The following is a 26,763-nucleotide window of genomic DNA, read 5'->3' as shown; positions in this document are numbered from 1 at the left end:
CCGCGAGGACATCCATCATGACCAAACCCAAACTCGTGGTGGTCGGCAACGGCATGGCCGGCATCCGCACCGTGGAAGAGCTGCTGACGCTGGCACCGGACCTGTACGACATCACCGTGTTCGGCGCCGAGCCGCACCCCAATTACAACCGCATCCAGCTGTCGCCGGTGCTGGCCGGCGAACAGACCTTCGACGACATCGTGCTCAATCCGCGCGCCTGGTACGCCGAACGCGGCATCAGCCTTTACACCGGCAAGACCGTGGTGGAGCTGGACCGCGCGCGCCGCCTGGTGCGCGCCGACGACGGCAGCGTCGCCCCTTACGACAGGCTGCTGCTCGCCACCGGCTCGCTGCCGGTGATGCTGCCGCTGCCGGGCCGCGATCTCACCGGCGTCATCGGCTACCGCGACATCCGCGACACCGAAGCCATGCTGGCGGCCAGCGCCGGCGGCGGCCGGGCGGTGGTGATAGGCGGCGGCCTGCTCGGCCTGGAAGCCGCCTACGGCCTGAAGCAGCGCGGCATGGACGTCACCGTGGTCCACCTGGCGGACTGGCTGCTGGAAAGACAACTGGACCCCGCGGCCGCCCAGTTGCTGCAGGCCTCGCTGGAAGCGCGCGGCCTGCGCTTCCTGCTGGGCCGCCAGACCGCCGCGCTGCTGGACGACGGCCATGGCGCGGTGGCGGCGGCGCGGCTCGCCGACGGCGAAACCCTGGAAGCCAAGCTGGTGGTGATGGCGGTGGGCATCCGCCCCAATATCGCGCTGGCCGCCGGCGCCGGCCTGCACTGCGAGCGCGGCGTGGTGGTCAGCGACGCGCTGCAGACCTTCGACCCGCGCATCTACGCGGTGGGCGAATGCGTCAGCCACCGCGGCGTCTGCTACGGACTGGTGGCGCCGCTGTTCGAACAGGCCAAGGTCTGCGCCAACCATCTGGCCCAGCTGGGCAGCAGCCGCTACCAGGGCTCGGTGATGGCCACCAAGCTCAAGGTCACCGGCATCGATCTGTTCTCCGCCGGCGACTTCATCGGCGGCGGCGATTGCGAAGAGATCGTGCTGTCCGACCCGGCCGGCGGCTTGTACAAGAAACTGGTGCTGCGCGAGGACAAGCTGATCGGCGTCTGCCTGTACGGCGACACCGCCGACGGCGCCTGGTACTTCAAGCTGCTGCGCGAACAGCGCGCGATAGGCGATCTGCGCGAGCGGCTGATCTTCGGCGAAACCGCCATCGGCGACGTCGGCGTCCAAGGCCAGAGCCGCGCCGCCGGCATGCGGGACGGCGACGAAGTCTGCGGCTGCAACGGCGTCAGCAAGGGCGCCATCGTCAAGGCGATCAAGGAAAACGGCCTGTTCACCCTGGACGAGGTCAAGCAATGCACCAAGGCCGGCAGCTCCTGCGGCTCCTGCAGCGGCCTGGTGGAACAGATCCTGATGAACACCGTGGGCTCCAGCTTCCAGGAAGCGCCCAAGACCAAGGCCGTCTGCGGCTGCACCGATCACAGCCACGCCGAGGTGCGCAAGGCCATCCGCGACCACCGCCTGCTGGACCACGCCGCGGTCTACCACTTCCTGGAATGGCGCACCCCCAACGGCTGCGCCAGCTGCCGCCCGGCGATCAACTACTACCTACTGTCCACCTGGCCGCGCGAGGCGGTGGACGATCCGCAAAGCCGCTTCGTCAACGAGCGGGTGCACGCCAATATCCAGAAGGATGGCACCTTCTCGGTGATCCCGCAGATGAAGGGCGGCGTCACCAACGCCGCCGAGCTGCGCCGCATCGCCGACGTGGCCGACAAATACCGGGTGCCCATGCTCAAGGTCACCGGCGGCCAGCGCATCGACCTGCTGGGCATCCGCAAGGAAGACCTGATCGATGTCTGGAAAGACCTGGGCATGCAATCCGGCCACGCCTACGGCAAATCCATCCGCACCGTGAAAACCTGCGTCGGCAGCGAATTCTGCCGCTTCGGCACCCAGAACAGCACCCAGATGGGCATAGACCTGGAAACCATGCTGGCCAATATGTGGGCGCCGCACAAGGTCAAGCTGGCGGTGTCCGGCTGCCCGCGCAACTGCGCCGAAGCCGGCATCAAGGACGTGGGCGTGATCGCGGTGGACTCCGGCTGGGAGCTGTACGTGGGCGGCAACGGCGGCATCAAGACCGAGGTGGCGCAATTCCTGTGCAAGCTGAAGACCGCCGAGGAAGTGAAGGAATACAGCGGCGCCTTCCTGCAGCTCTACCGCGAGGAGGGCTATTACCTGGACCGCACCGTCCGCTACATCGCCCGCGTCGGCCTGGATTACGTCAAGGCGCGGGTGGTGGACGACGCCGCCAACCGCCAGGCCTTGTACCAGCGGCTGCTGTTCGCGCTGGAAGGCCTGCCCGACCCCTGGGCCGCCCGCATCGCCGGCGCGCAGCGCCAGGAATACATCCCCTTGAAAGTCATCGCCTGAGGCCGCCATGGAACCCACCCCGCCCCCCTCCTCCCGCTGGCTGCGCATCTGCGCGCTGGACGACATCCCGCTGCTGGGCAGCCGCGTGCTGGCGCGCGACGACGGCGACATCGCCCTGTTCCGGCCGCAGCCGCAGCAAGTGTTCGCGCTCTTGGACCGCTGCCCGCACAAGGGCGGCCCGCTGAGCCAGGGCCTGGTGCACGGCGCGGCGGTCACCTGCCCGCTGCACGGCTGGACCCTCAATCTGGACGACGGCGAAGCCCAGGCGCCTGACCGCGGCTGCGCGCGACGCTTCCCGGTCAGCCTGCGGGACGGCGACGTCTACCTGCAACTGTGAACCCGGGGACCGCGCCATGACCACCACCCCCTCCACCTGCTGTTACTGCGGCGTCGGCTGCGGCGTGCTGATCCACAGCGACGGCGCGCGCGTCACCGGCGTGGAAGGCGATCCGGCCCACCCGGCCAACCACGGCCGGCTGTGCACCAAGGGCCTGGCGCTGGCGGACAGCTGCGCCAGCCTGTCCGGCCGCGCGCTGCACCCCGAACTGCGGCTGACCCGCGACGCCGCGCGCCGGCGCGTGGACTGGGACAGCGCGCTGGACACCGTGGCCGAGCGGCTGGCCGGCGTCATCCGCCGCCACGGGCCGGACGCGGTGGCGGTCTACGCCTCCGGCCAGCTGCTGACCGAGGACTACTATCTGTTCAACAAGCTGACCAAGGGCCTGATCGGCAGCAACAATATCGACACCAACTCCCGGCTGTGCATGTCCAGCGCCGTCAGCGGCTACAAGCTGGCGCTGGGCGCCGACGGCCCGCCCACCTGCTACCAGGACCTGGACCTGGCCGATTGCGTGCTGCTGGCCGGCAGCAATACGGCCTACGCCCACCCGGTGCTGTTCCGCCGGCTGGAGGCGGCCAAGGCGGCGCGGCCGGACCGCAAGTGGATCGTGGTGGACCCGCGCCGCACCGACACCGCGGCGCTGGCGGACCTGCATTTGCAGATCCAGCCCGGCAGCGACGTGGCGCTGTTCAACGGCATGCTGCACCACCTGATCTGGGAAGGGCTGATAGACGAGAGCTACATCGCCGCCCACACCGAGGGCTTCGACGCGCTCAAGCGCCTGCTGCGCGACTATTCGCCGCGCCAGGCCGCCGGCCTGTGCGGCATCGCCGAAGCCGACCTGACCACCGCCGCCGAATGGTTCGGCCGCAGCCCGGCCAGCCTGTCGCTGTACTGCATGGGCTTGAACCAGTCCAGCCATGGCACCGCCAAAAACCTGGCGCTGATCAATCTGCATCTGGCCGCCGGCCAGATCGGCCGCCCCGGCGCCGGCCCCTTCTCGCTGACCGGCCAGCCCAACGCCATGGGCGGCCGCGAAGTGGGCGGCATGGCCACCATGCTGGCCGCCCACCGCGATATCGCCAACCCGCAACACCGCGCCGAAGTGGCCGCCCACTGGGGCGTGCCGCCGGAGCGGCTCTCCGACCGCCCCGGCCTGCCGGCCATCGCGCTGTTCGACGCGCTCAAGGCCGGCCGGGTCAAGGCGGTGTGGATAGTCTGCACCAATCCCGCCCACTCCTTGCCGGACCTGGAGCAAGCGCGCCAGGCGCTGGCCCAGGCCGAATTCGTCATCGTCCAGGACGCCTACGCCGACACCGACACCGCCGCCTGCGCCGACGCGCTGCTGCCCGCCGCCAGCTGGGGCGAAAAAGAAGGCACGGTCACCAACTCCGAACGCCGCATCAGCCGGGTGCGCGCCGCCGTGCCGCCGCCGGGCGAGGCGCGCGCCGACGGCTGGATCGCCGCCGAAGTGGGCCGCCGGCTGGAACGGCTGCTCTACCCGGACGCGCCCAGCCTGTTCGAACACAGCGAACCGGCGGCGGTGTTCGCCGAACACGCGGCGCTGACCGCCGGCTGCGATCTGGATCTCAGCGGCCTCAGCCACGCGCGGCTGGAGCGGGACGGCCCGCAGCAATGGCCGTTCCCGGCCGGCGCGGCCGCCGGCCAGGCTCGGCGTTACGAGGACGGCCGCTTTGCCACCGCCAACGGCCGCGCGCTGTTCCACGCCACGCCCTACCGGCCGCCGGCGGACGCGGTCAACGCCCATTACCCCTTCCGCCTGCTCACCGGCCGGCTGCGCGACCAATGGCACGGCATGAGCCGCAGCGGCCGGGTGGCGCGGCTGTTCTCCCACGCGCCGGAACCGACGCTGGACATGCACCCGGCCGACGCCGCCCGCCGCGGCCTACAGGCCGGCGAACTGGTCAGGGTGGAAAGCCGGCGCGGCGGCCTGGTGCTGCCGCTGGCGCTTTGCGAGGAACTGCCGGGCGGCAGCGTGTTCGCCGCCATGCACTGGAGCGGCCAGCATCTGGACAGCGGCGGCGTCAACCAGGCCTGCTCGCCGGCGGTGGACCCGCAATCGTTCCAGCCCGAACTCAAGCACGCCGCGGTGCGGGTGGAACGCGCCGAACTGCCGTGGCGGGTGCGCGCCGCCAGCCGCCACCCGGACCTGCCGGCGCTGCGCGCGCGGCTGCAGCCCTTGCTGGCCGGCTGCGGCTACGCCGCGCTCAGCCTGCGCCCGCCGGACATCCTGGTGCTGAACGCCGCCCACGCCCAGCCGCGGCCGGACTGGCTGGCCGAGCTGACTTGGCTGCTGGACCTGGACGGCGGCCCGCAGCTGCAAACCTTCAGCGACGCGCGCCGCGGCCTGGAACAACGCATCGCCTGGCGCGACGACGCGCCCTGGGCCTACGTCTTCGCCGGCGGCCAGGACGACGGCGCGCGGCTGCTGGCCGCGATGCAAAGCGGCCGGCCCTGGCCCGGCAGCCGGCTCAGCGCGCTGGTTCCCGGCGCCGCGGCCGCGCCCGCCGCCGCCGCGCGCATCGTCTGCAACTGCCTGCAAGTGGACGCCGAGCGCATCCAGGCGGCCATCGCCGACGGCGCGGACCTGGCCGGACTCAAGGCGCGGCTGGGTTGCGGCGGCGTTTGCGGCTCCTGTCTGCCGGAACTGAAACGCATGCTGGCGCGACAGGCGGAACGGGAATATTGAAACCCCGGCGCGGAACTCTATGCTAAGGGAGTCCGGCGCTGTTACCCTCTGCGCAGGCGATAGCGATGGATGCGTGGATTGGGCTTGAAACAGATAGGACTGCTGATCGCGGCGCTGGCCGCGCAGCCGGCGGCGGCGGCGACGCTGGACATGGTTTACGGCGCGGTGGCCTCGGACCCGTATATGAGCGGCGAAGGCGATCAAATGCCGCCCCACCCCGGCGCGGTGGTGGAAATGGCGCAGGCGGCGGCCAAGGGCTGCCGGATCGCGCTTAAGCTGTCGCGGCTGCCGGGCAAGCGCCTGCTCACCGAGATGCAGCACGATCAGCATGACGCTGCCTTCATGTTCTCCCACAACAAAGAACGCGAAGCCTATTTCGATTACCCGATGCAGGGCGAGGAACCCGACCCGCGCTACCGGCTGACCACGCTGGCCTACTCCTTGTACGCGCTGAAAAACGCGCCGCCGGCCTGGAACGGCAAGAACCTGCCGGCGCTGGGCGCCATCGGCGTCAACGCCGGCTGGTCCATCGCCGACGATCTGCGCGCCAAGGGCGCCCAGGTGGAGGCCGCCAAAGACACCGAGATGAACTTCCGCAAACTGCTGGCGCGCCACATCGCCGCCTACGCCACGCAGAACCACATCGGCGACCGCTATCTGGAAGACCACCCGCAGGCCGGCATCGTCCGCCTGCAGCCGCCGCTGTCGCGCAAGGACTACTATCTGGTGTTGGGCAAGCGCTGGCACCGGGACAATCCGGCCCTGGCGCGCTGCCTGTGGCAGCAGATAGGCAAACTGCGCGAAACCCTGCTGCCCGCGCTGCTGCGCCGCCCCTGGTACCAACAACCCTGAGAGGGCGTTTACCATCTCGCGAGCCAAGGCGAGACCAGGCCTTGCGGCGGAAGCAGCGGAGTGTACAAGGGCCGTTCTCAACGCCGTATCGCCGACGCGCAGCAGATCGTCAACCGACTCTGAGCCGGGCCGGCGCTCAAACCGGCTCGCCGCCCAACTCCGCCGTCAGCTCCTCCACCTCCAGCAAATGGGCGCGGTCGTGCTGCAGCATGTCCTCGGCCAAATCCTCCAGACTCATCCGCCGCTCGCCGCCAAACAGGCATAGCCGCCCGCGCTGGGCCGCTTCGGCGCCGGCCAGCGCTGTCAGCAAATGCCGCCGCCCGGCCAGGAAATCGTCCAGGGCCGCTGAGCCGTCCTGCTCCAGATAAGCCAGTTCGCGCGACATTTCAGTGCCGTCTACCGACGGAATATCCGGCATGTCCTCGGTCAATACCCTTGCCACCCTTTGGCAGAAAATCCGGTCCAGATCGCGCAGATGGCAGGCATGCTCCACCGCGGCAAAATCGATGCCGTCCGGCCGCCGCCGCCAGTCCGCGGCCGGAATCACGCGCAGCGCCGCCGCCAACTGGGCCGGCATCGCCCGCAGCGCCTCCAGCCGCTGCTCCCAATCCAACTGTTGCGGCCGAGGCGTCCACACCACCCCGTAAGTGAAATAACCGCCCGGTACCCGGCCGCGCGGCCGCAACACCTCGTGATAATGGCGGCGCATCACCTCCGCCACCATCGCGCCGCAAAACTGGCGCGCGCTGGCGTCCGCCTCCACTTCCGGAAACAGCTGGCGCACATCGTGGACGATGGCCGCAATCGCCGGCACTTCGGCGCGCGACAAGGCCGCGTATTCCACATAACGCTGCGGCGTGTCGATCAAAGCCTCCAACTGGCGGCCCAACGCCTGTTCGCGAAAGACATCAAAACGGGAGTGCATAAGGGCCCCTTATTTAACGTATCAAAATGATACCTTAGTAAACGGCGCAACAAGCGTCAAGTCTGATTTTTGTCATAATTAATCAAACTTAAACAAGACAAATGATTGCAGATTCATGACGGCATTCGGATAATGCTAAACGTTTATTTAAAATCACCCGGCGACATGCAAGCGCAAGCCACGCCTGCCTGTGCCGGTCCGGCTTCAAGAGGAGAATGGAATGTGGTTCCGGAACAAGGACAAGGCCGCGCGCGAGCAGGCGGAGCGCTTGCAACTCAGCCAGGAGGCGGAGCGAATGCGCCAGGAGCTGCAACACACCCGCAGCCGCGCCGATGAAGCCGAACGCCAGCTGGCCGCCAGTCAGGCCAAAGTTCAGGAACTGAACGGACTGATCGCCAACCTCTCCGCCTTCGCCCAATCGATGACCGACACCCAGCAGTCGCTGGCCACCCTCTCCAGCGTGATGAGCCGGGAAAAAGACCGCGCCGTCGCCGCTCAGGGCATTTCGCTGCGCAGCCGCCAATCCATAGACCAGATCGCCGCCGATCTGTCCAAACTGGCCGGCGCCTCGCAGGGCGCGGCGGAAAAAGTAGGGGAACTGGACGCCCGCGCCCAGGAGGTGGGCGGCATCGTGCAATTGATCCGCGACATCGCCGACCAGACCAATCTCTTGGCCCTGAACGCCGCCATCGAAGCGGCGCGCGCCGGCGAGCAAGGCCGCGGCTTCGCCGTGGTGGCCGACGAAGTGCGCAAGCTGGCCGAACGCACCGCCACCGCCACCGCCGACATCGCCAAGCTGGTGGAGCAGATCCGCGGCGACAGCGCCGGCAGCCGCAGCCAGATGGAGCAATTGGCGGAACAAGCCGCCGGTTTCAGCCAGGACGGCGAGGCCGCCGCCGGCACCATGAAGCAATTGCTGGACATGTCCACCAGCATGGAAGGCAGCATCGCCGCCTCCGCGCTGCGCGGTTTCTGCGAACTGGCCAAGATGGACCACCTGATCTACAAATTCCGCGTCTACCAGGTGATGTTCGGCCTGTCGGACGAGGACATCGGCCACTTCGGCTCGCATCAGCACTGCCGCTTCGGCAAGTGGTATTACGAAGGCGAAGGCCGCGCCGGCTTCTCCCACCTGCCCGGCTTCCGCGAAATCGAAGCGCCGCACGCCAAGGTGCACACCGCGGCGCTGGACGCCTTGCGCGCCCACGCCGACGGCGACAGCCGGGCCGCGGTGGAACATGTCGCGATGATGGAAGCCGCCAGCCTGCAAGTGCTGGCCGGGCTGGAACACATGGCCGGCGCCGGCGAAACGGAAGCGCGCCATGGCTGAGGCCGTCTTCTCCATCCGCCCGCTGCAAGCCGGCGATCACGCCGGCTGGCTGCCCTTATGGCGCGACTACAACGCCTTCTACGGCCGCGTCGGCGTCAGCGCCCTGCCCGAGGAGGTGGACCGGGAAACCTGGCGCCGCCTGCTCGCGCCGGAGGAGCCGGTGCGCGGGCTGGCCGCGGTCGCCGACGGCGCGCTGCTGGGCATCGCTCACCTGCTCTACCACCGCAGCACCATCCAGATCCAGGACAGCGCCTATCTGCAGGATCTATACGTTGCGCCGGCGGCGCGGGGCGGCGGCGTCGCCCGCGCGCTGCTGCTAGCCGCCGCGGAACGGGCGCGCGACGACGGCGCCGCCATGCTGTACTGGCGCACCGCCGGCGACAACCTCGTCGCGCGCCGCCTGTACGACCAGGTGGCGGAGCTGGCGGACGCGGTGATCTACCGCCAAATCTTGTAAGCCGGCCGGATCAGCGCAGCACGTCCAGCAAGATATCCGCGATCAAACCGCTGGCCGCCACCAGCACCAGGTCCGCGCCCACCGCCCGCCACTCGTAACCGGGGTGGCGCGGCAGCTGGCTCAGCAAGGGCGCCGGCAAGACCTGCTTGGCGATGCCGGGCGGCAGCGGCTTGCCGCGCGCCAGGCGCTTGCGCATGCCCGGCGGCAAGGATTTATAGCCGGTCACCCCGGAATCCAGCGCCAGGCGCCGCGCGGCGGCGACGCTGATGCCCGCCGCCACCAAATCCCGGTCCGACCGCTCCGGCGACACTTCCCTGTCCTTGTCTTTATCCTTGTGCTTGCCCTGCCCCTGGCCATGACCCTGGCCCTTGCCTTCCGGCGGATTGGCCAGCGCCGGCGCCGCCAGCGCCGCCGCCAACAAGCACACAGACCATTGTTTCCATCGCTTCATCTTCGTCTCCCGTCTCTGTTGAGCCCGATTTAGATTATCGACCACGCGCCGGCCAAGCTTGAGTCCAACGTTATCTCGCGCCCGACAAAATATATTGATCGCTACATAATTGTAGAATACGCTACAAAAAAATGGAGCGCATCATGGACTGGCTGCTGCTGATCACTTCTTTGCCCACCGAAAACGCCACCGCGCGCATGCGCGCCTGGCGCGCCTTGAAAGCCTGCGGCTCCGCCGCGCTGCGCGACGGCGCCTACCTGTTGCCCGGCAGCAACGCCCGGCTGCAACAATTGGAGGCCATCGCCTCCGACATCCAACAACACGGCGGCGTCGCGCGGCTGCTGGCCTGCCGGCCGCTGGACGGCAGCGATTTTCCGCCGCTGTTCCAGCGCGACGCCGACTATCAGCAGCTGCGGCAGGACATCCAGGAACAACTGAGCGGGCTGGACCCCGACAACGCCGCCGAGCGGCTGAAACAATGGCGGCGGCTGAGCAAGACCCTGGCCGGCGTCGCCGCCATCGATTTCTTCCCCGGCACCGGCCAGCAACAGGCGCAGGCCGCGCTGCAACAGCTGGAAACCGCCATCCAGCTGCAATTGTCGCCGGGCGAGCCCCATAGTCTGGACATGCAGATTCCGCGCCGCGCCGTGGCCGAGCACCAAGGCCGGACCTGGGCCACCCGCCGCCGCCCCTGGGTGGACCGGCTGGCCTCGGCCTGGCTGATCCGCCGCTTCATCGACCCGCAGGCGCGCATCCTGTGGCTGGCCGCGCCCGGCGACTGCCCGCCGGAGGCGCTGGGCTTCGATTTCGACGGCGCCGCCTTCACCCATGTCGGCGACAAGGTCAGCTTCGAGGTGCTGCTGGCCAGCTTCGGTCTGGACGCGCCCCCGCTGCGAAGGCTGGCCGAGCTGGTCCATTATCTGGACGTGGGCGGCGCGGCGCCGCCGGAAGCCAGCGGCGTGGAAACCGTGCTGGCCGGCTTGCGCGCCGCGCTGAGCGACGACGACCAATTGCTGAGCGCCGCCGCCCATATCTGGGACGGGCTCTACCAACAGTTCGCCAAGGAGAGCTGATCATGCCGCCCAGCCCCCGCAACGCCGCGCCCGCCCCCGTCGGCTTCCGGCAAGCGCTCCGTTTCTGGCTCAAGCTGGGCCTGATCAGCTTCGGCGGCCCGGCCGGCCAGATCGCCATCATGCATCAGGAGCTGGTGGAGCGCCGGCGCTGGATTTCCGAACGCCGCTTCCTGCACGCCCTGAATTACTGCATGCTGCTGCCCGGGCCGGAAGCGCAGCAACTGGCCACCTATATCGGCTGGCTGCTGCACCGCGGCTGGGGCGGCGTCGCCGCCGGCGCGCTGTTCGTGCTGCCGTCCTTCTTCCTGCTGGTGCTGCTGTCCTGGCTCTATATCGCCTACGGCCACCTGGCCTGGATCGCCGGCCTGTTCTACGGCATCAAGCCCGCGGTGGTCGCCATCGTGGCCCAGGCGGCCTGGCGCATCGGCACGCGCACGCTGAAACGGCCCTGGCGGTGGGGCGTGGCGCTGGCCTCGCTGTGCGCCATCGCGCTGTGGCAAACCCCCTTCCCGCTGATCGTGCTGGCGGCGGCCTTGATCGGCGCGCTGGCCGGCCGGCTGCGGCCGCGCTGGTTCCAGGCCGGCGGCCACGGCGGCGCGGACGCGCATTACGGGCCGGCGCTGATCGACGATCACACCCCGCCGCCGGCGCACGCCCGCTTCTCCTGGCTACGGCTGGGCCGCGCGGCGCTGGCCGGCCTGCTGCTGTGGTCCTTGCCGATGGCGCTGCTGACAGCCGCCTACGGCTGGCACGGCGGCTTCACCCAGATGGGCTGGTTCTTCACCAAGGCCGCGCTGCTGACCTTCGGCGGCGCCTACGCGGTGCTGCCCTATGTCTACCAGGGCGCGGTGGCGCATTACGGCTGGCTGAGCGCCGGCCAGATGCTGGACGGCCTGGCGCTGGGCGAAACCACGCCGGGGCCGCTGATCATGGTGGTGGCCTTCGTCGGCTTCGTCGGCGGCTACGCCAAAGCCTTGCTGGGCCCGGAGCACCTGTTCCTGGCCGGCGCGCTGGCCGCGGCGCTGGTCACCTGGTTCACCTTCCTGCCCTCCTTCGTCTTCATCCTGGCCGGCGGCCCGCTGATCGAACACAGCCATGGCGAGATCCGCCTGACCGCGCCGCTGACCGCCGTCACCGCCGCCGTGGTCGGGGTGATCGCCAACCTCGCCCTGTTCTTCGGCTGGCATGTGCTGTGGCCGCAAGGCTGGCGCGGCGGCGTGGACGGGGCCGCCGCCGCCATCGCCGCGCTGGCGGCCTGGGCGCTGCTGAAAAAACAAGTCAAGGCGATGCCGGTGATAGCCGGCGCGGCGCTGGCCGGCCTGCTGCTCAGCCTGTGGCGCCTGCCGTGAACGCATTCCCCCATCGAGAAAGGCCTCCCGCATGCAGCCCCGCATCCCCGCCACCATCTGGGCCCTGGGCCTGGTCAGCCTGTGCATGGACATGTCCTCCGAGATCATCCACGCGCTGCTGCCGGTCTTCCTGGTCTCCACCCTGGGCGTCAGCGCGCTGACCCTGGGCGTCATCGAAGGCCTGGCCCAGGCCACCGCGCTGATCCTGCGCGTGTTCTCCGGCGCCATCAGCGACTACTGGGGCCGCCGCAAAGGCCTGCTCTTGCTGGGCTACGGCCTGGCGGCGCTGAGCAAGCCGCTGTTCCCGCTGGCTCACAGCGCCGAAACCGTGCTGGCCGCGCGGCTGATGGACCGCGTGGGCAAGGGCATACGCGGCGCGCCGCGCGACGCGCTGGTGGCCGAAGTCGCGCCGCCGGCCATCCGCGGCGCCTGTTTCGGCCTGCGCCAGTCCATGGACACCGTCGGCGCCTTCGCCGGCCCGCTGCTGGGCATCGCGCTGATGTTCTGGCTGGCGGACGACATCCAGCAAGTGCTGTGGTGGGCCTGCCTGCCGGCCTTGCTGGCGGTGCTGCTGCTGGCGGCCGGCGTGCGCGAGCCGGACGGCGGCGAACGCAAGCCCTTCCGCTCGCCGCTGCGCCTGGCGCTGCTGCGCCGCTTCTCCGGCCGCTACTGGTGGATCGTCGCCATCGGCGCGCTGTTCACCCTGGCCCGCTTCAGCGAGGCCTTTCTGGTGCTGCTGGCGCAGCGCCACGGCCTGCCGCTGAGCTGGCTGCCGCTGGTGATGGTGGTGATGAGCCTGGTCTTCGCGCTCACCGCCTATCCGGTGGGGGTGCTGGCCGACCGCTGCAGCAAGAGCGCGCTGCTGGCGACAGGCCTGCTGATCCTGATCCTGGCCGACGTCACGCTGGCGCTGTCCGGCTCCGTCGCCGTCACGCTGGCCGGCATCGCCCTGTGGGGGCTGCACCTGGGCTTCACCCAGGGCCTGCTGGCCACGCTGGTGGCGGAGGAAACGCCGGCCGACATGAAGGGCACCGCCTTCGGCCTGTTCAATCTGGTCAGCGGCCTGTGCCTGCTGCTGGCCAGCGTGCTGGCCGGCTGGATGTGGGACCGCCACGGCAGCGCCAGCACCTTCGTCGCCGGCGGTGCCTTGGCCGCGCTGGCGCTGGCGGCCACCTTGCTGTGGCATAGCCGGGAACGGCGGCTGGCCGGCCAGGCCGCATAAACACCGGATCGGGCAATGCCCGCCATGGACAAGCAACAGGACAATGCGGTGAAATACGCCATCATAAAAACAGCAAGGCCGCCGCATGTCCCACACCTTCGTCTCCTCCATCGTCTGGCAACGGCTGGACGCCTCCGGCCACGACTACGCGGCGCTTGAACAGAGCGAGCAAGGCCCGCGCCTCAAGGGCTGCGCCGTCTTCGTCGAAGACGGCGTCAACTGCCTGCTGCATTACCAGGTGGACTGCGCGCCGGACTGGAGCACCCGTCGCGTCGAGGTGAACGGCTACCGCGGCGCGGAAGCCATCGCCCTGCGGCTGGAAACCGACGCCGAAGGCCGCTGGCGGCTCAACGGCGCGGAACAGCCGCAAGTGCAGGGCTGCGTCGACATCGACCTGGCCTTCACCCCGGCCACCAATCTGCTGCCCATCCGCCGCGGCCGGCTTGAGATCGGCGCGGCGCTGGAACTGAACGCCGCCTGGCTGCAGTTCCCGGCGCTGACCCTGGCGCCGCTGCCGCAGCGCTACACCCGCCTGTCCGAGATCGGCTACCGCTACGAATCGCGACAAGGCGCGTTCCAGGCCGAACTCAGCCTCACCCCGGACGGCCTGCCGCGCGACTACCAGGGCCTGTGGCGGGAGGCGCGCTGACATGAACGCCCCGCGCATCCGTCCGGCCGCGCCGGCAGACTTTGCCCGGCTGGCCGAAATCGAACGCGCCGCCGCCGCCCGCTTCAACCCGCAAGACCTGCCGCCGGCGCTGGCCGGCGACACGCTGCCCCGCGACGAACTGGCCGCCGCCTGCGCCGCCGGCCTCTTGTGGGCGGCGGCCGACGCCGACGGCGTGCACGGCTTCCTGTTGGCGCGCCGCCACGACGACAGCCTGCACCTGCAGGAAATGGACGTCTGCCCCAAGCATCAGGGCCGGGGCCTGGGCTCGGCGCTGATCGCGCACGCGGAAACCGCCGCGCGCCGGCAGGGCCTGCGCCGGCTGACGCTGACCACCTTCGAACACCTGGCCTGGAACGCGCCCTACTACCACAAACGCGGTTTCCTGACCCTAAACCCCGCCGACAGCCCGCCCTTCCTGCTGGCCCTGTTGCGCGCCGAGGCCGAGCACGGCCTCAGGCGGCGCGTGGCGATGCAGAAACCGCTGCTTTAAGGTGTCCGACAACACCGCAAGATCGGTCAGGCGCGCGGCGGCGCGGCCGCGCTAGACTGGCGGCGCCAAGGAGGAAAGCATGCAGCACGACACCGCCAGCCCGCGCCTGGACAAGGCGCTGGCCTATATCGACGCCCATCTGGACGCCGACCTGAGCCTGGAACGGCTCAGCCGGGTGACCGCCTGCTCGCGCTTCCATTTCCACCGCCTGTTCCGCGCCCGCTTCGGCCTCAGCCTGCATCAATACGTGCGGCTCTGCCGGCTGCGCCGCGCCGGAGAACGGCTGGCCTTCCGCCGCTGCGCCGTGCTGGACATCGCGCTGGACAGCGGCTACCGCAGCCCGGAAGCCTTTGCCCGCGCTTTCCGGCAGGCGACGGGCCAGACGCCGTCCGCCTTTAGGCGGCGGCCGCGCTGGCGGCCTTGGCATCAGCACTTCCACGCCCTGTCCCAACTGAGGAGCCGTTCCATGCCATCCCGCCAAATCCCGCTCGCCGTCGACATCGTCGACTTCCCCGCCACCCCGATCGCCCTGCTGGAACACCGCGGCGACCCCGCGCTCTTGGGAGACAGCCTGCGCGACTTCATCGCCTGGCGGCGGGAACACCGCCTGCCGCCCAGCGCCGCCACCACCTACAACCTGCTGTACGCCGATCCGGACGACTGCGCGCCGGCGGACTACCGCTTCGGCCTCTGCGCCGCTTTCGACGGCGACATCGCCGCCAACCGCCAAGGGGTGCGCGCCGCGCTGATTCCCGCCGGACGCTGCGCCCGGCTGCGCCACATCGGCTCCGACGACGCGCTGGCCGCCCTCGCGCGCCGCCTGTACGCGGAATGGCTGCCCGCCAGCGGCGAAACCCCGCGCGATGACCCGCTGTTTCTCCAGCGCGTGCGTTTCTATCCGGACGTGGCGGAAAACGAAGCCGTCTGCGATTTGTTTCTGCCGCTGCAAACGCCTGCGCCGAAAATCGGATCCGCCGCGCCGTTAAAATAATAAGGATCAGGATATTCCAAAAACATTCCCTCAAGCGCCTTTTGTCGGCTTTGGGTAAACTAGAGCGCGTTAAATGCAGGGGTAATGCACGATGCGCGCTCGTTTTCTGACTCGAATAAAAAAATGGATCATCAGCGTATTCAATCCGCCCTACCAATTGGTATTGTGCGACAGAATGCTCAAGAAGAACTCCAAGGAATATCTCTACCTGTTCAAGCTTTACGGCAGCCACGACTTCGTCAAGCTGTCCCACGCGGACATCCTGGCCAGCAATCAGCTCCTGTCCGCCATCCGGCCGCGAGACCTGATAAAAATCGCGCTATTGGAAAACCATAGGAAAGAAGAAGAAAAGCGCTGCAAGGTGGAGGAAGAACTGCGCGGCAATCAATACCGGATTCATCTGCACGGCAATAGCGAAACCTTTTCCGGCGAAAGCATCTGTCGAAACATCGATTATTTCGCCGACCTGGCCCCGCAGGAAGTCTGCAAGATCGCCTACGCCACCGGTTTTCAGAAAGGCCGCGCCGTCTCCGGCCACATCAGCCGCGCGGCGGCGGAAGCCCGCCGCCAGGACACGCCGGCGGCGGACGGCTCGGGCAAGGTGCTGGCGCTCCGGCGGGCCCGGCCGCGCTAAGAGCCTGTTCATAGTCTGCTGCGCGTCGGCGATACCGCGTTGAAAACAGGCGCTAAATCATCACGGTCTGGCTGCGGAAGCCGGCCGCGTCGAACTCCAGCAGCTTGTAGCCGCGCGCGTCCACGGTGTCCAGCGCCGCCGTGCCCTTGCGCCACTGAAAACAGCTGGCCGGACAGACTTCCAGCGCCACGCCGCGCGCCTCCAGCCGGTAATCCCCATGCGCGTGGCCGCACAACAGCACTTGCAAGCGCGGCGTCTCCGCCATCAATTCCCAAAACCGCTCCGTGTCCTGCAACATGCAGCTGTCCAGTAGCGGCGTGCCCACCGCCGCCGGATGATGATGCAACAGCACGGCGCAGCGCTTGCCGGCGGCATCCGCCCCGGCAAGCCGTTGCCGGAAGGCGGCGGCGGCGCGCTCGTCGATATGGCCGTCGTCCGTGCCCGGCCGCACCGAATCCAGCGCCAGCAACAGCCAGTCCGCCGTTTCCAGGCGCTCCAGCGGCCGCATGAAAGGGTAGCGGCCCAGCACCTCGGCCGCCAAGGACGCGGCGTCGTGATTGCCGGCCAGCCAGTACACCGGCAGGCCCGTTCTTTCCAGCCGCTGCGCGAAGCGCTCATAGGAAGCCGCGCTCTCATCCTGAGAAATGTCCCCGGTGACCAGAACGGCGTCCAGCTCCGCCGCATGCCGCCGCTCCAGCTGGCTCAGCACCCGGTCGAACTCGCGGTAAGTGTCGTAGCCCATCAACTGCCCGCCGGCCTCGGCGAACAGATGCGTGTCGGATATCTGCGCGGCCCTCATCGTCCTTCCTCCATCGCGTATTTGTTTCTCTTGACGTCTTCGCCGTCCTCCTTGAACACCGCCAGGGGGTTGTAGGACACGTTCCAGTCGAAGTAATCGGTCTTTTCTATCCGCTTCACCACGCCCACCAGGTAATAGCCCACCGGCAGCAAGGCGATGGAAACGAACACCTTGTAAGACCAGGTGGTGGCGATGATGTTGAGCAGTTCCTGCCCGCTATAGCGCGACGACAGGCTGATGGGATAGGCCGTGGTCAGCAGCACCGCCTGGGCCAGCATGGACGCGATCACATAGCGGATGAAAAAGAAGCGGCCGGCGAAAAAAACCTTCATCCGCGACACGACGAAGCCATTGCAAAAATAAGAGGCCGGCACCGAGATCCAGGTGCCCACCATCACCCGCCAAAATTCGTTGAACAAGAGGTAGTACTGCTTGGAAATCTCGTTATTATCCGGCTGCAGCAAGGCGAAGCCATTGATGATCAGAACGAAAAAGGTCTGGCACGCCACCAGAATCCACACCGTGCGTCCGCCCAACTTATAGCCGTACACCTCGGTGGACACCGTGGACAATAGATAGCAAAGCGAAAACACGATGCCGCTGGCGGTGATCTTCAAGCCGTAAATATCCAGCGTCTTGTACACCAGCGAATCGCAGACCACCATGATGGTCACCGACAAACCCACAATCAATCCGTAAACTCTGAACTGTTCCACACCTTCATCCTGCGCTAAAAGTCTTAATCGCCTTGACCGCCACGCCAAGCACCTTGAAATCCCGGCACACCAAAGGCTGCAAATCGTGCATCAAGGAAATGCTTGAAAACAGACAATGCTCGCCGTCGATGAACACCCGCCGGAAACAAGGCTGCTGGCCGGCCATGCTGACCAAGACCACATCGCCGTCCGCCGGGCGCTCCTGCCGGGCCACGATGAAAACGCTGCCCTGGGAAAAACCGGGAAACAGCGAATCATTGTTCAACAACACCGCAAACGCGTCCGCGGCGTCGAAACCGGCGGCATCCACAAAATACCGTTCCGGCTCGATAATCATTCCGTCAAAAAACAGGGTCAGTTCGGTGAATTTGATCAAGGGCACCGCCATGGCCGCGGGGCTGTCGCCGGCCTCGCGCCCCAGATCGCTCTCCACGAAATCGCTGAGCCTGACATCGAAAAACCGGGCCAGCTCCATCAAGGTCAGCAAGGTGGGATTGCCCACGCCGCGCTTGATATTGTTGATCGTCGCCACGCCCAGGCCTATCGCCTCGCTTAATTGCGCGGCGTCGACGCCGGCGCGCCCCATCAGACACGTCAGGTTTTTCGACGCCTTGCTCAACAAAGCGCCATTCTCGGCCTCTTCTTTCCACACCGCCCTGCTCATTCAGCCCTCCATGCAAGTCGAATCCGTTTCGATTCCATTTTTAATTTCACGTCCAAACATGCACGCCCATTTTAAACGCAAGCGCCAAACCCGGCGCAAGCATCAAACGATATTGTTTTTATCAGACTATCTTTTGTAATTCCGTCACTACTCTTTTAAACAAAAAGACAATATAATAATTTTGCAACACTATATCATTCGAGGCAGGTGCAAGATACTCGCAAACCATAAATTTAAAAGAAGAAAAATATTAATAAGAACAATCAACGCGACGCAAAAGCCCGCCACGAAGCAATGCAGAGGAAAGCGCTTAAATGAGAATTTCAGAAGATGAATTCGCGCTGGACGTGATTGACGGCGAACCCGCCATCATTACCCAGTCCAGCGTGCTTGGACAGCCGGGCAGCGAATGGGAAGGCTCCCCGGTATTCAAGAAAACCTATTTGCTGGAGCTGATCAGCCGCAGCCTGGAACACGAGATCATCCAGCCCGAAGACATCCAAAGCCTGATCCGGACCGCGAAAAAGCCCTGATCGCGCCGGGCGCGCCCCTGTTCTCCCGTCCCGGGCTTGGGTACACTGAGCCGTTGCAATACAATGGCGTATCGACCGCCGCGCAACCATTCCATCGCCCTCCCGGCGCACACGGAAGGCGGCGCAACACCACAGGCTCACACATGCCCCATCTGACACTGGAGTACAGCGGCAATCTGGCCGGCTTCGCCGCCGCGGACGCGCTGCTGGACATCAACCGCGCGCTGCTGGCCAGCGGCCACTTCGAAGAAGCCGACATCAAGAGCCGCGCCGTGGCGCTGGACGCCTGCCGCATCGGCGTCCACGATCTGCCGCGCGGCTTCGTCCACGCCAAACTGGCCATACTCAGCGGGCGCAGCCCCGAGGAAAAACAGCGTCTGTCCGAACTGAGCCTGCAGGCGCTGGCCGACAGCGCGGCGCTGCCGCCGGGCATGGAAGTGCAATTGTGCGTGGAAATCCAGGAAATAGACCGCGCCAGCTACCGCAAACGCCTCATCGCCCGTTAACGGAGAAACATCCCATGACCGCGCTCAAACTCGCATCCCGCGGCCTGATGGCCGCCGCCCTGCTCGCCGGCCTGGCCGGCGCCGCCCACGCCGCCGACGACATCGACCGCGTCAATCTGGAAGGCACGCTGGGACAGGAACGCATAGGCATGAGCCTGCTGGTGAAGGACGGCAAAACCTTCAGCGGCGGCCACTACTTCTACGGCCGCTATCTGAAGGACATCCCGCTGCGCGGCAAGCTGCAAGGCGAGATCCTGCAACTCAGCGAACCGGGCGGCGGCGTGTTCAAGCTGCGCTTCAAAGGCAACGGCAGCGCCGACGGCCAGCCGCTGAGCTTCGACAACAGCGTGGGCCTGGACGGCGACTGGACGCTGAAGGCCAAGACCCTGCCGGTGGCGCTGACCATGGGCGACATGGCGCCGGCCTCCGAAGGCCGCTGGTATCAGGACGTCACCGAAGAAAGCGACGCCGCCTTCGAAGCCAAAGTCCAAGGCTTCCAGCGCGCCGCTTTGGCCGGCGAAGCCCAGCAGGCCAGCCGCTACGTGCACTTTCCGCTCCGGATCAACCACAAGGGCGGCAGCCGCCAGATCGCCAATGCCCGCCAGCTGCAAAGCGAGTGGAGCGCCATTTTCACTCCCGCCTATCTGGAACAGCTGAAGCAGCCGATGGCGCACAATCTGTTCGTGCGCAACGGCCAGGCGATGCTGGGCAGCGGCGTGGCCTGGTTCGACGCCAAGGGCGCGGCGGCGCTGAACCTGCCGGACTGAAACCGACGCGCCAAACCAACAGGGCGGCCAAAGCCGCCCTGTTTTCATTGGAGCCCGCGCGCTATTGCGAAAAAGCGGCGAAGCGCCCGGAAAAATGCTTTGGCGGAGGGAATGCCAGGTCGCCCGTCTTGCTGGTCCGCAGACCCAGGGCGACGAGCGACTCCGCCAACGCCACCGCCGCGCCCACCCCTTCCACAACCGGCAGGCCGATCGCATCTCCGATACGGGGAGCCAGATCCGCCATCCCGGCGCACCCCAGCACAATGGCGCCGACGCCATCCTCGTCTCGGGCCCTGCGCGCCTCCTCGACGATGAGCCGGTAAGCGATATCGGGCTCTCGCTCCAGATCCAGCACCGGCACCTCGGCGGCGCGCACCCGCCGGCAAAGATGGGCATAGCCGTAGCTATGCAATAAATGCTCGGCGATCACGCACGTTCGGCCCAATGTGGTGACCACCGAAAAACGCGTGGCGATCAAGGACGCCATCTGAAAAGCGGCCTGCGCGATCCCCACCACCGGAGCGCGCGCCAGTTCCCGCGCCGCGTTCAAGCCGGGATCGCCAAAACAGGCCAGCACGTAAGCGTCGTAGCCTTGCCGCGTGCCCTCCCTGATCTCCTCGCACACCCCGATCACACTGACCGCCTCGTCGAAATGCGACTCGATCGACACCGGTCCATCCTCTGGATTCCTGGCCACAATCAAAGTGTCAGGCCTGGCCGCCCGCACCGCCGCCAAACGGATACGCTCGGTCATATCCGCGGTCGTATTAGGATTAATCACGCAAATCTTCATGAGCACGCTCCATGCGCAAACGCCATTTATCGGCCGCTGCGCCGCTTGGCGATACCGTGCAACACCGCCTTCAAATCCGGCCCGCCGGCGCTCTCTTCCTCAAACCGACAGTTGCCCTCCACGGCGTCGAGATGACGCCGCATCCATTCCACCGCCTCATCCGCCTGTCCGTTCTCCATCAGTTCTAGAATCTGCTGATGATCGGCATGGCGGCATGAACCGGCAATCGGCGCGCCGTAGCGGGCAATGATCAAAGAGCTGCGCACAATCAATTCATGCAGGATATCGGTCAATAATTGATTCCCGGCGATGGACAATAGCCGCAGATGAAAGGCGCCAGACCACGTGATGGCCGCCGACCGGTTCTGCTCGTGCTGGGCCTTGCACTCTTGCCGCAGCGCATCCGCCAGCGCGGACAGATCTTCCTTGCGCAAATTGGCCATGGCCAGCGGCAAAGCGCCGCACTCGATCAACCTTCTGGCGGCGAAAACATCACGCGACTCCTGCACCGTCGGCTCCGCCACCGAAGCCCCTCTATTCGGACGCAAATCAACCAGCCTCGCAATCGACAGACGCTGCAAGGCCTTGCGCACCCCTGCGCGACTGACGCCAAACGCCTCCGCCAGCGCATCCTCCGGCAATTTAGTGCCCGGCGGCAACTGCGCCTCGTAAATGGCCGTCAGCAAATGCTCGTAGACCAACGCATCCTTGGCGCCGACCTCGTCCAAAGCCGCGTCCCCCTCCTTGCTGCGCTCCGACACCCTCCCCTCCCTTTCCCTGTCCCATCCGCGGCGCAAAACGACGCCGACCATCAAAACAACAAAAATTGTTCACAATCCACAATAATATTGTACACAACAAAAAACGCAAAATACAATGCGCCATCAGTATTCAATAAGAAAAAACCATTAAAATCAGCGGATTGGCATGTGGTTTGCTGCAGAGATGTTTTGTTAGGCCATGGACAGCCATCGAGCCTTGCAAAACCCTAGTAAATCATCCTTTATTTTGTATACGAAAATAAAAAAATCGTAGACAAAAAATGAGCGACTCACCCCCACCAGGAGTCACCCTATGTCAGAGCAACACCCCGCCCGCTATAGCGACCGGCTATACAACGAAGATCTCGGACCTCTCAAGCAGCAGAACTGGAACTGGTACAACATCTTCGCCTTCTGGATGTCGGACGTGCATAGCGTTGGAGGCTATGTGTTTGCCGGCAGCCTGTTCGCTCTAGGTCTCAATGTCTGGCAGGTTCTGCTCTCCCTGCTGATCGGCATCTGCCTGGTCAACCTATTCTGCAACCTGGTGGCCAAACCCAGCCAGCAAGCCGGCATCCCTTACCCCGTGGTCTGTCGCATGTCTTTCGGCGTATACGGCGCAAACGTGCCCGCCGTCATCCGCGGGCTGATCGCCGTGGCATGGTATGGCATCCAGACCTTCCTGGCTTCCAGCGCGCTCAACATCATACTGCTGCGCTTCTTCCCTCAGCTCGCAGACCTTGCCCACGGCAGCCTGCTGGGCTTGTCCTACCTTGGCTGGCTGGGATTCATGATCATGTGGACGCTGCAGGCCATCGTGTTCTGGCATGGCATGGAGTCCATCCGCAAATTCATCGATTGGGCCGGCCCCGCGGTATACGCCGTCATGCTGCTGCTCGCGGCGTGGGTCGTCTGGCGGGCGGGCCCCGCCAATATCAGCCCCACGCTGAGCGAAACCAGCCATCAGGGCCTCCTCGCCCTGGGTCAGATGGCGATCGCCACCGCCCTGGTGGTCTCCTATTTTTCCGGCCCCATGCTCAACTTTGGCGATTTTTCCCGTTACGGCAAAACGTTCAAAGAGGTCAAACGCGGCAATTTCTGGGGCCTGCCGGTCAACTTCCTGGCCTTTTCCATCGTCACCGTGGTCATCACCTCCGGAACCCTGACCGTATTCGGCCGCATGATTACCGACCCCATCGAAACCGTCAGCAAGATCGACAATACGCTGGCCGCCGTGCTGGGAGGCTTCACTTTCGTCACCGCCACGATCGGCATCAACATCGTGGCCAATTTCGTTTCCGCGGCTTTCGACTTTTCCAATGTCGCCCCCAAGCACATCAGTTGGCGGACCGGCGGTTTCATCGCGGCTTTCGCCTCGATTTTCATCACGCCCTGGAATCTGTTCAACTCCCCTCAGGTCATCCACTATACGCTGGACGTGCTGGCCGCTTTTATCGGTCCCTTGTTCGGCATCCTGATTGCCGATTTCTACCTCATCCGTCATCGCGTCATCCACGTCGACGACCTCTACAGCAATCAGCCCGAAGGCCGTTACTGGTATCAAAACGGCGTCAACCCCAAAGCCCTTTACGCCTTGGCCCCTTCCGTGCTCATTGGCCTGATCATTACCTTCAGCTCATGGGAAACGCTTGCCAACTTCAATTGGTTCATCGGCTGCGGGCTGGGCTTATCGACTTACTACCTGCTGATGAGGCGGCACGGCAAGACGCTTGCCCTGGTCGCGCCGGACGCCGTCGCCAGCCAGCCATAACAGACCAGCGCCCGATTCAGAGCCGCGAACAAAACCTCGTGGATAAGCCGAGCCCCAGCGCGCCGACGCAGACGACCTTGTAGCAGCGCAGCTAACACGACGTTTCCGCGAAGCTACAGTCCCGTCGTACGACAAGGGGGCGCATCGCAGGATCAGGGGGTTTTGTGAGCGGGTCTAAGCTGAACGGTGATCAACCCAAGGCAAGGCGGGCAAAACACGGATCTAAAGACCGAGAACAAAACCAAAGGGCGGCCACGGCCGCCCTTTATTCATGGCGAAACAATCCTGCATCAAAATATGCTGCATTGCAGCATAAAACGCTTTATGCTGAAGACTGCCCGCCCGCAACCGGAGCCCGCCATGACCGCCGAACTCTCCGATCCGCCCCGCCTCCGCCTCAACGAACATCCGCAACGCCGGCAACTCAACCGCGAAGCCCACGCCAGGCCCGCGCTGCAGATCGCCTCCGACAACCGCGTCAGCTATCTGGCCTATCTGCACCGTCACATCAGCCGCGAACAGGAAAACTGGTTATGCCGGGAACTGGCGCTGCAACTGGGACAGCCGGCGCCCGACGTCGGGACCGGCCAGTTTCAGCTGGACGCCGCGTTTGGCCGCGTGCGCTGGGAACGGCACGGGGAATTTTCCAGCTTCACCATCCTCGCCCACGGCGCGGAAACCAGCCCCTTCGCCCAACCCGCGCTGCAAGCGCTGCCGGCGGCCTGGCTGCCGCTGCTGCCCGGCAATGTGCTGGTGGCCGCCCACGCCGCGCTGTTGCCGCCCGGCGCGCTGCCGCTGCGCATCGAGGATCTGGCCGCTCAGTGCTTCAACGGCCACGATCTGGCGGGCGCGGAGATAGGCGACGGCGCCGGCCGCGCCTACACCGATTTCCGCATCCACCCGGACGGCTTCTCCCGCTATCTGCTGGCGGACCTCTATATGGGCCGCCGCCAGGCCGGCCGCATGTTGCAGCGCCTGCTGGAGCTGGAAACCTACCGCATGCTGGCCCTGTTGGCGCTGCCGGTGGCCAAGAGCATCGCCCCGGAGCTGGCCAAGGCGGACGAGGAGCTGGCCGAGCTCACCGGTGCCATGAGCGGCGCCGGCGCCGACAGCGAGCCCCAGCTGCTGCACCGTTTGACCGAGCTCGCGGGCGCGACGGAAAACGCGCTGTCCCGCACCGATCACCGCTTCAACGCCTCCCTCGCCTATTACGACATTGTCCGCAGCCGCGTCGCCGAGCTGCGCGAACGCCGGATTCACGGCCTGCAGCCCTTCCAGCAATTCATGCAACGCCGCCTGGCGCCGGCCATGGACACCTGCCGCGCCGTGGCCGCGCGCCAGCGCGAGCTGGCTGCGCGGGTCAACCGCGCCACCACGTTGCTGCGCACCCGCGTGGACATCCGCCGCGAACGGCAGAACCAAGCGCTGCTCACCTCGATGGAGCGCCGCGCCGCCATGCAGCTGCACCTGCAGCAAACCGTGGAAGGGCTGTCCATCGCCGCCATCACCTATTACAGCGCCGGCCTGATCGGCTATCTGCTCAAAGGCGCCAAGGCCGCCGGCCTGCCGCTCAACGTGGAGCTGGCCACCGCCGCCGCGGTGCCGCTGCTGGCGCTGGCCATCGCCCTGGGCCTGCGCCGCACGCGCTCCGCGCTGCGGCGCCACGGCGAGGCGTCCGGCGCACCGAGCGGCTGAAACCTGCCCATTCAGGCAGCCGGGCCGCGGCCCCATCGGCTATACCGAATCCATAGCCGCGGCCCCGCCGCCGCGAACTTTGCCGGCGCGGGCCCAGTCAGAAAAACGCCGCCCGCGCTCCAGCCCGACGGACAGAACCCACTGTCCGCGGCCGCGCCGGCCAAAGGAGAAACCGATGAACGACACCTTATGCGCCGCCGCGCAGTCCGCCTTCCCCCTCAGCCCCAGCCTGGCCGCCTCCTTGCGGCAATTGGACGCCTACCAGGCCAATCTGAACATCGAGCAGATCCGGCTGTTTCACGATTCGCTGCAACTCGGCCCGGACGATTTGCAGCCCTTCCGCCAATTCAGCGACGAACGCTACCGCCGCAACCAGATCTACCTCAGCCCCTGGTGCGAACTCTTGCTGCTCTGTTGGCGCAGCACCCAGCGCAGCCGCATCCACAACCACCGCGGCAGCCTGTGCGGCTTGCGCGTGCTGCAAGGCGCCGCCACCGAAACCGTGTTCGAACGCACTGATCACGGCCTGGTGTACGCGGTGGAATCCCACCGCCTGGAAAGCGGCAGCCTGACCGTCAACAGCCATCTGGACATCCACCAGATCTCCAACCTCCAGCCCTACGGCGAAGACCTGGTCACCCTGCATCTGTATTCGCCGCCGCTGCGCAAAATGGAACTGTTCAGCCTGGAATCCTCCCAAGTGGAGCGCCCCGGCGACTCCATCAGCTGGGTCTACGAAATCTGAAGCCGCGACGGCCGGCCTTCTGGCCGCCTCGCGCCGCCGGCCCTACAATACAAATCTCCTTACGCAACAGGCTCAACCATGTCCTCCGCCCTCGCCGCCGAGCTGTTCGCCGACTTGCTCACCCACTTTCCCTGGCTGGACCGCGCCCAGCCGCCGTGGCATTGGCTTGGCCGGCTGCCCGACAGCCTGGCGCGGCAAAACGCCTTGCTGGACCCGGCGCACTGGGCGGTGGACGGCGACATCGCCATCCACCGCAGCGCCTCGATCGAAGCCGGCGCCGTCCTCAAAGGCCCGCTGCTGATCGGCCCCAATTGCCGCATCGCCGCCCACGCCTATCTGCGCGGCGGCGTGGCGCTGGCCAACGACGTGACGGTGGGACCGGGCTGCGAACTCAAAACCTGCGTCATCGGCCCTTACTCGCGGCTGGCCCATTTCAACTTCGTCGGCGATTCCGTGCTGGGCGCGGACATCAATATGGAGGCCGGCGCCGTCATCGCCAACCACTGGAACGAGCGCCGCGACAAGACCATCACGCTGCGCTGCCGCCAGCAGGCCTGGACCCTGCCCACGCAGAAATTCGGCGCCCTGGTGGGGGACCACAGCCGCATCGGCGCCAACGCCGTGCTGTCTCCCGGCACCTTGCTGCCACCGCACGCGGTGGTGGCGCGCCTGGAATTGGTGGAGCAAGATCCGGAGCTGGACTGAGTCCAAGGCCCCACAGCCCTTCACATCCCGCGGCGGCCAAACCGGCCTGCGACGTCTCCGACCGGCGGCCAGCCTTTATTCGGCTAGCCGAACGCCAAGAGGAGGCGGGCCTTGGAGCCGGTTCAAAGTCTCGCTAGCACAAGCGAGACAAGGCGAAACCGCTGAGGAGAAAGCGGAATCCACACCTGGCGCATGAGCATTTTTAAGCGGGTTTCAACGCCGTAAGGAAGCGCTGTTGTCATCGCTAAGCCTCTTGGCGTTGCCATTATTTCATTGACAATCAAACCGCCGGAAAATCAATGAAAGAACAATTTCGTCTTCCATAAAAGCCAAGAAAACACCGCTCTCTCTATTCACATCAAAC

General features: G+C 66.2%; 27 protein-coding genes. 20 read left to right on the top strand and 7 right to left on the bottom strand.

Features of this window, described 5'->3' with window-relative positions; all coding sequences use genetic code 11:
- The first annotated feature begins 17 nt into the window (after positions 1-17).
- The 4 genes from nirB (at position 18) to AB1Z25_RS06550 (ending at position 6,352) form a co-directional block, all read left to right on the top strand.
- Positions 18-2,450 (top strand): nitrite reductase large subunit NirB, encoded by a 2,433-nt coding sequence (gene nirB / locus AB1Z25_RS06565; protein ID WP_486636856.1) that lies wholly within the window; start codon positions 18-20, stop codon positions 2,448-2,450.
- Between the two features lie 7 nt (positions 2,451-2,457).
- Positions 2,458-2,787 carry a nitrite reductase small subunit NirD gene (gene nirD / locus AB1Z25_RS06560; protein ID WP_048409167.1) on the top strand — a complete coding sequence of 110 codons (330 nt, stop codon included), beginning with the start codon at positions 2,458-2,460 and terminating at the stop codon, positions 2,785-2,787.
- Between the two features lie 16 nt (positions 2,788-2,803).
- Positions 2,804-5,500: a nitrate reductase gene (locus tag AB1Z25_RS06555; RefSeq protein ID WP_486636855.1), complete on the top strand. Its 2,697-nt coding sequence runs from the start codon at positions 2,804-2,806 to the stop codon at positions 5,498-5,500.
- An 84-nt stretch (positions 5,501-5,584) separates the two neighbouring features.
- Positions 5,585-6,352, top strand: coding sequence for a type 2 periplasmic-binding domain-containing protein (locus tag AB1Z25_RS06550; RefSeq protein WP_227107578.1), 768 nt, complete (start codon positions 5,585-5,587; stop codon positions 6,350-6,352).
- Between the two features lie 136 nt (positions 6,353-6,488).
- Here the strand turns inward: AB1Z25_RS06550 and AB1Z25_RS06545 are convergent, their stop codons facing one another.
- Positions 6,489-7,277: a DinB family protein gene (locus tag AB1Z25_RS06545; protein ID WP_107800274.1), complete on the bottom strand. Its 789-nt coding sequence runs from the start codon at positions 7,275-7,277 to the stop codon at positions 6,489-6,491.
- 220 nt (positions 7,278-7,497) lie between these two features.
- On the opposite strand from AB1Z25_RS06545, the gene AB1Z25_RS06540 reads away from it, so the two are divergent.
- Complete coding sequence (locus tag AB1Z25_RS06540) at positions 7,498-8,607, top strand: methyl-accepting chemotaxis protein (RefSeq protein WP_305883544.1); 1,110 nt, start codon at positions 7,498-7,500, stop codon at positions 8,605-8,607.
- On the top strand, positions 8,600-9,064 hold the full coding sequence (locus tag AB1Z25_RS06535) for a GNAT family N-acetyltransferase (protein WP_227107575.1): 465 nt from the start codon (positions 8,600-8,602) through the stop codon (positions 9,062-9,064). The genes AB1Z25_RS06540 and AB1Z25_RS06535 overlap by 8 nt, the downstream gene beginning before the upstream one ends.
- Positions 9,065-9,074: 10 nt before the next feature.
- On the opposite strand, the gene AB1Z25_RS06530 is transcribed toward AB1Z25_RS06535, so the two are convergent.
- Positions 9,075-9,515, bottom strand: coding sequence for an anti-virulence regulator CigR family protein (locus AB1Z25_RS06530; protein ID WP_486636854.1), 441 nt, complete (start codon positions 9,513-9,515; stop codon positions 9,075-9,077).
- 143 nt (positions 9,516-9,658) lie between these two features.
- Between AB1Z25_RS06530 and AB1Z25_RS06525 the strand changes: the two genes are divergently transcribed.
- The 7 genes from AB1Z25_RS06525 to AB1Z25_RS06495 all read left to right on the top strand — a co-directional run bounded on the left by AB1Z25_RS06525 (position 9,659) and on the right by AB1Z25_RS06495 (position 15,944).
- Positions 9,659-10,588: a chromate resistance protein ChrB domain-containing protein gene (locus AB1Z25_RS06525; RefSeq protein WP_486636853.1), complete on the top strand. Its 930-nt coding sequence runs from the start codon at positions 9,659-9,661 to the stop codon at positions 10,586-10,588.
- A 2-nt stretch (positions 10,589-10,590) separates the two neighbouring features.
- A complete protein-coding gene (gene chrA / locus AB1Z25_RS06520) occupies positions 10,591-11,937 on the top strand; it encodes a chromate efflux transporter (protein ID WP_486636852.1) in 1,347 nt (448 codons plus the stop codon).
- A gap of 31 nt (positions 11,938-11,968) precedes the next feature.
- The gene (locus AB1Z25_RS06515; protein ID WP_107800279.1) at positions 11,969-13,159 is read left to right on the top strand and encodes an MFS transporter; all 1,191 of its coding nucleotides are present in this window, start codon (positions 11,969-11,971) and stop codon (positions 13,157-13,159) included.
- Positions 13,160-13,244: 85 nt separating this feature from the next.
- A complete protein-coding gene (locus AB1Z25_RS06510; RefSeq protein WP_107800280.1) occupies positions 13,245-13,808 on the top strand; it encodes a putative glycolipid-binding domain-containing protein in 564 nt (187 codons plus the stop codon).
- 1 nt (position 13,809) lies between these two features.
- Positions 13,810-14,319 (top strand): GNAT family N-acetyltransferase, encoded by a 510-nt coding sequence (locus AB1Z25_RS06505; RefSeq protein ID WP_486636851.1) that lies wholly within the window; start codon positions 13,810-13,812, stop codon positions 14,317-14,319.
- A gap of 79 nt (positions 14,320-14,398) precedes the next feature.
- Positions 14,399-15,310 carry an AraC family transcriptional regulator gene (locus tag AB1Z25_RS06500; protein ID WP_486636850.1) on the top strand — a complete coding sequence of 304 codons (912 nt, stop codon included), beginning with the start codon at positions 14,399-14,401 and terminating at the stop codon, positions 15,308-15,310.
- 91 nt (positions 15,311-15,401) lie between these two features.
- Entirely contained in the window at positions 15,402-15,944 is a 543-nt protein-coding gene (locus tag AB1Z25_RS06495) for a hypothetical protein (RefSeq protein ID WP_235089455.1), read from the top strand.
- Between the two features lie 52 nt (positions 15,945-15,996).
- Here the strand turns inward: AB1Z25_RS06495 and AB1Z25_RS06490 are convergent, their stop codons facing one another.
- From AB1Z25_RS06490 to AB1Z25_RS06480, 3 genes are read right to left on the bottom strand one after another with little or no spacing between them, the layout of a single operon-like run.
- Positions 15,997-16,743, bottom strand: a complete 747-nt coding sequence (locus AB1Z25_RS06490; RefSeq protein WP_107800284.1) for a metallophosphoesterase — start codon at positions 16,741-16,743, stop codon at positions 15,997-15,999.
- On the bottom strand, positions 16,740-17,459 hold the full coding sequence (locus AB1Z25_RS06485) for a VUT family protein (protein ID WP_199225913.1): 720 nt from the start codon (positions 17,457-17,459) through the stop codon (positions 16,740-16,742). The genes AB1Z25_RS06490 and AB1Z25_RS06485 overlap by 4 nt, the downstream gene beginning before the upstream one ends.
- A 4-nt stretch (positions 17,460-17,463) precedes the next feature.
- On the bottom strand, positions 17,464-18,123 hold the full coding sequence (locus AB1Z25_RS06480) for a helix-turn-helix domain-containing protein (protein WP_107800285.1): 660 nt from the start codon (positions 18,121-18,123) through the stop codon (positions 17,464-17,466).
- Between the two features lie 314 nt (positions 18,124-18,437).
- On the opposite strand from AB1Z25_RS06480, the gene AB1Z25_RS06475 reads away from it, so the two are divergent.
- The 3 genes from AB1Z25_RS06475 (at position 18,438) to AB1Z25_RS06465 (ending at position 19,929) form a co-directional block, all read left to right on the top strand.
- Complete coding sequence (locus tag AB1Z25_RS06475) at positions 18,438-18,656, top strand: hypothetical protein (protein ID WP_107800286.1); 219 nt, start codon at positions 18,438-18,440, stop codon at positions 18,654-18,656.
- A gap of 143 nt (positions 18,657-18,799) precedes the next feature.
- Positions 18,800-19,162 carry a 5-carboxymethyl-2-hydroxymuconate Delta-isomerase gene (locus AB1Z25_RS06470; RefSeq protein WP_235089461.1) on the top strand — a complete coding sequence of 121 codons (363 nt, stop codon included), beginning with the start codon at positions 18,800-18,802 and terminating at the stop codon, positions 19,160-19,162.
- 14 nt (positions 19,163-19,176) lie between these two features.
- Positions 19,177-19,929, top strand: a complete 753-nt coding sequence (locus AB1Z25_RS06465) for a hypothetical protein (RefSeq protein ID WP_486636849.1) — start codon at positions 19,177-19,179, stop codon at positions 19,927-19,929.
- Positions 19,930-19,990: 61 nt separating this feature from the next.
- Here AB1Z25_RS06465 and AB1Z25_RS06460 read toward each other — a convergent pair whose 3' ends face one another.
- Together AB1Z25_RS06460 and AB1Z25_RS06455 are read right to left on the bottom strand one after the other, a co-directional pair.
- Complete coding sequence (locus tag AB1Z25_RS06460) at positions 19,991-20,722, bottom strand: aspartate/glutamate racemase family protein (RefSeq protein ID WP_486636848.1); 732 nt, start codon at positions 20,720-20,722, stop codon at positions 19,991-19,993.
- A gap of 26 nt (positions 20,723-20,748) precedes the next feature.
- Positions 20,749-21,483 carry a GntR family transcriptional regulator gene (locus tag AB1Z25_RS06455; protein ID WP_227107561.1) on the bottom strand — a complete coding sequence of 245 codons (735 nt, stop codon included), beginning with the start codon at positions 21,481-21,483 and terminating at the stop codon, positions 20,749-20,751.
- A gap of 313 nt (positions 21,484-21,796) precedes the next feature.
- Here AB1Z25_RS06455 and AB1Z25_RS06450 point away from each other — a divergent pair, with 313 nt between their 5' ends.
- The 4 genes from AB1Z25_RS06450 to AB1Z25_RS06435 all read left to right on the top strand — a co-directional run bounded on the left by AB1Z25_RS06450 (position 21,797) and on the right by AB1Z25_RS06435 (position 26,399).
- Positions 21,797-23,254 (top strand): NCS1 family nucleobase:cation symporter-1, encoded by a 1,458-nt coding sequence (locus AB1Z25_RS06450; RefSeq protein ID WP_486636847.1) that lies wholly within the window; start codon positions 21,797-21,799, stop codon positions 23,252-23,254.
- A gap of 360 nt (positions 23,255-23,614) precedes the next feature.
- Positions 23,615-24,949, top strand: a complete 1,335-nt coding sequence (locus AB1Z25_RS06445; RefSeq protein WP_486636846.1) for a DUF3422 family protein — start codon at positions 23,615-23,617, stop codon at positions 24,947-24,949.
- 175 nt (positions 24,950-25,124) lie between these two features.
- A complete protein-coding gene (locus AB1Z25_RS06440) occupies positions 25,125-25,694 on the top strand; it encodes a cysteine dioxygenase (protein ID WP_107800292.1) in 570 nt (189 codons plus the stop codon).
- Positions 25,695-25,772: 78 nt separating this feature from the next.
- Positions 25,773-26,399, top strand: coding sequence for an LbetaH domain-containing protein (locus tag AB1Z25_RS06435; RefSeq protein ID WP_107800293.1), 627 nt, complete (start codon positions 25,773-25,775; stop codon positions 26,397-26,399).
- The last annotated feature ends 364 nt before the right edge of the window (positions 26,400-26,763 follow it).

Source organism: Chromobacterium sp. HL1 (assembly GCF_057418835.1).
This window is presented reverse-complemented; position numbering and strand designations above follow the sequence as displayed.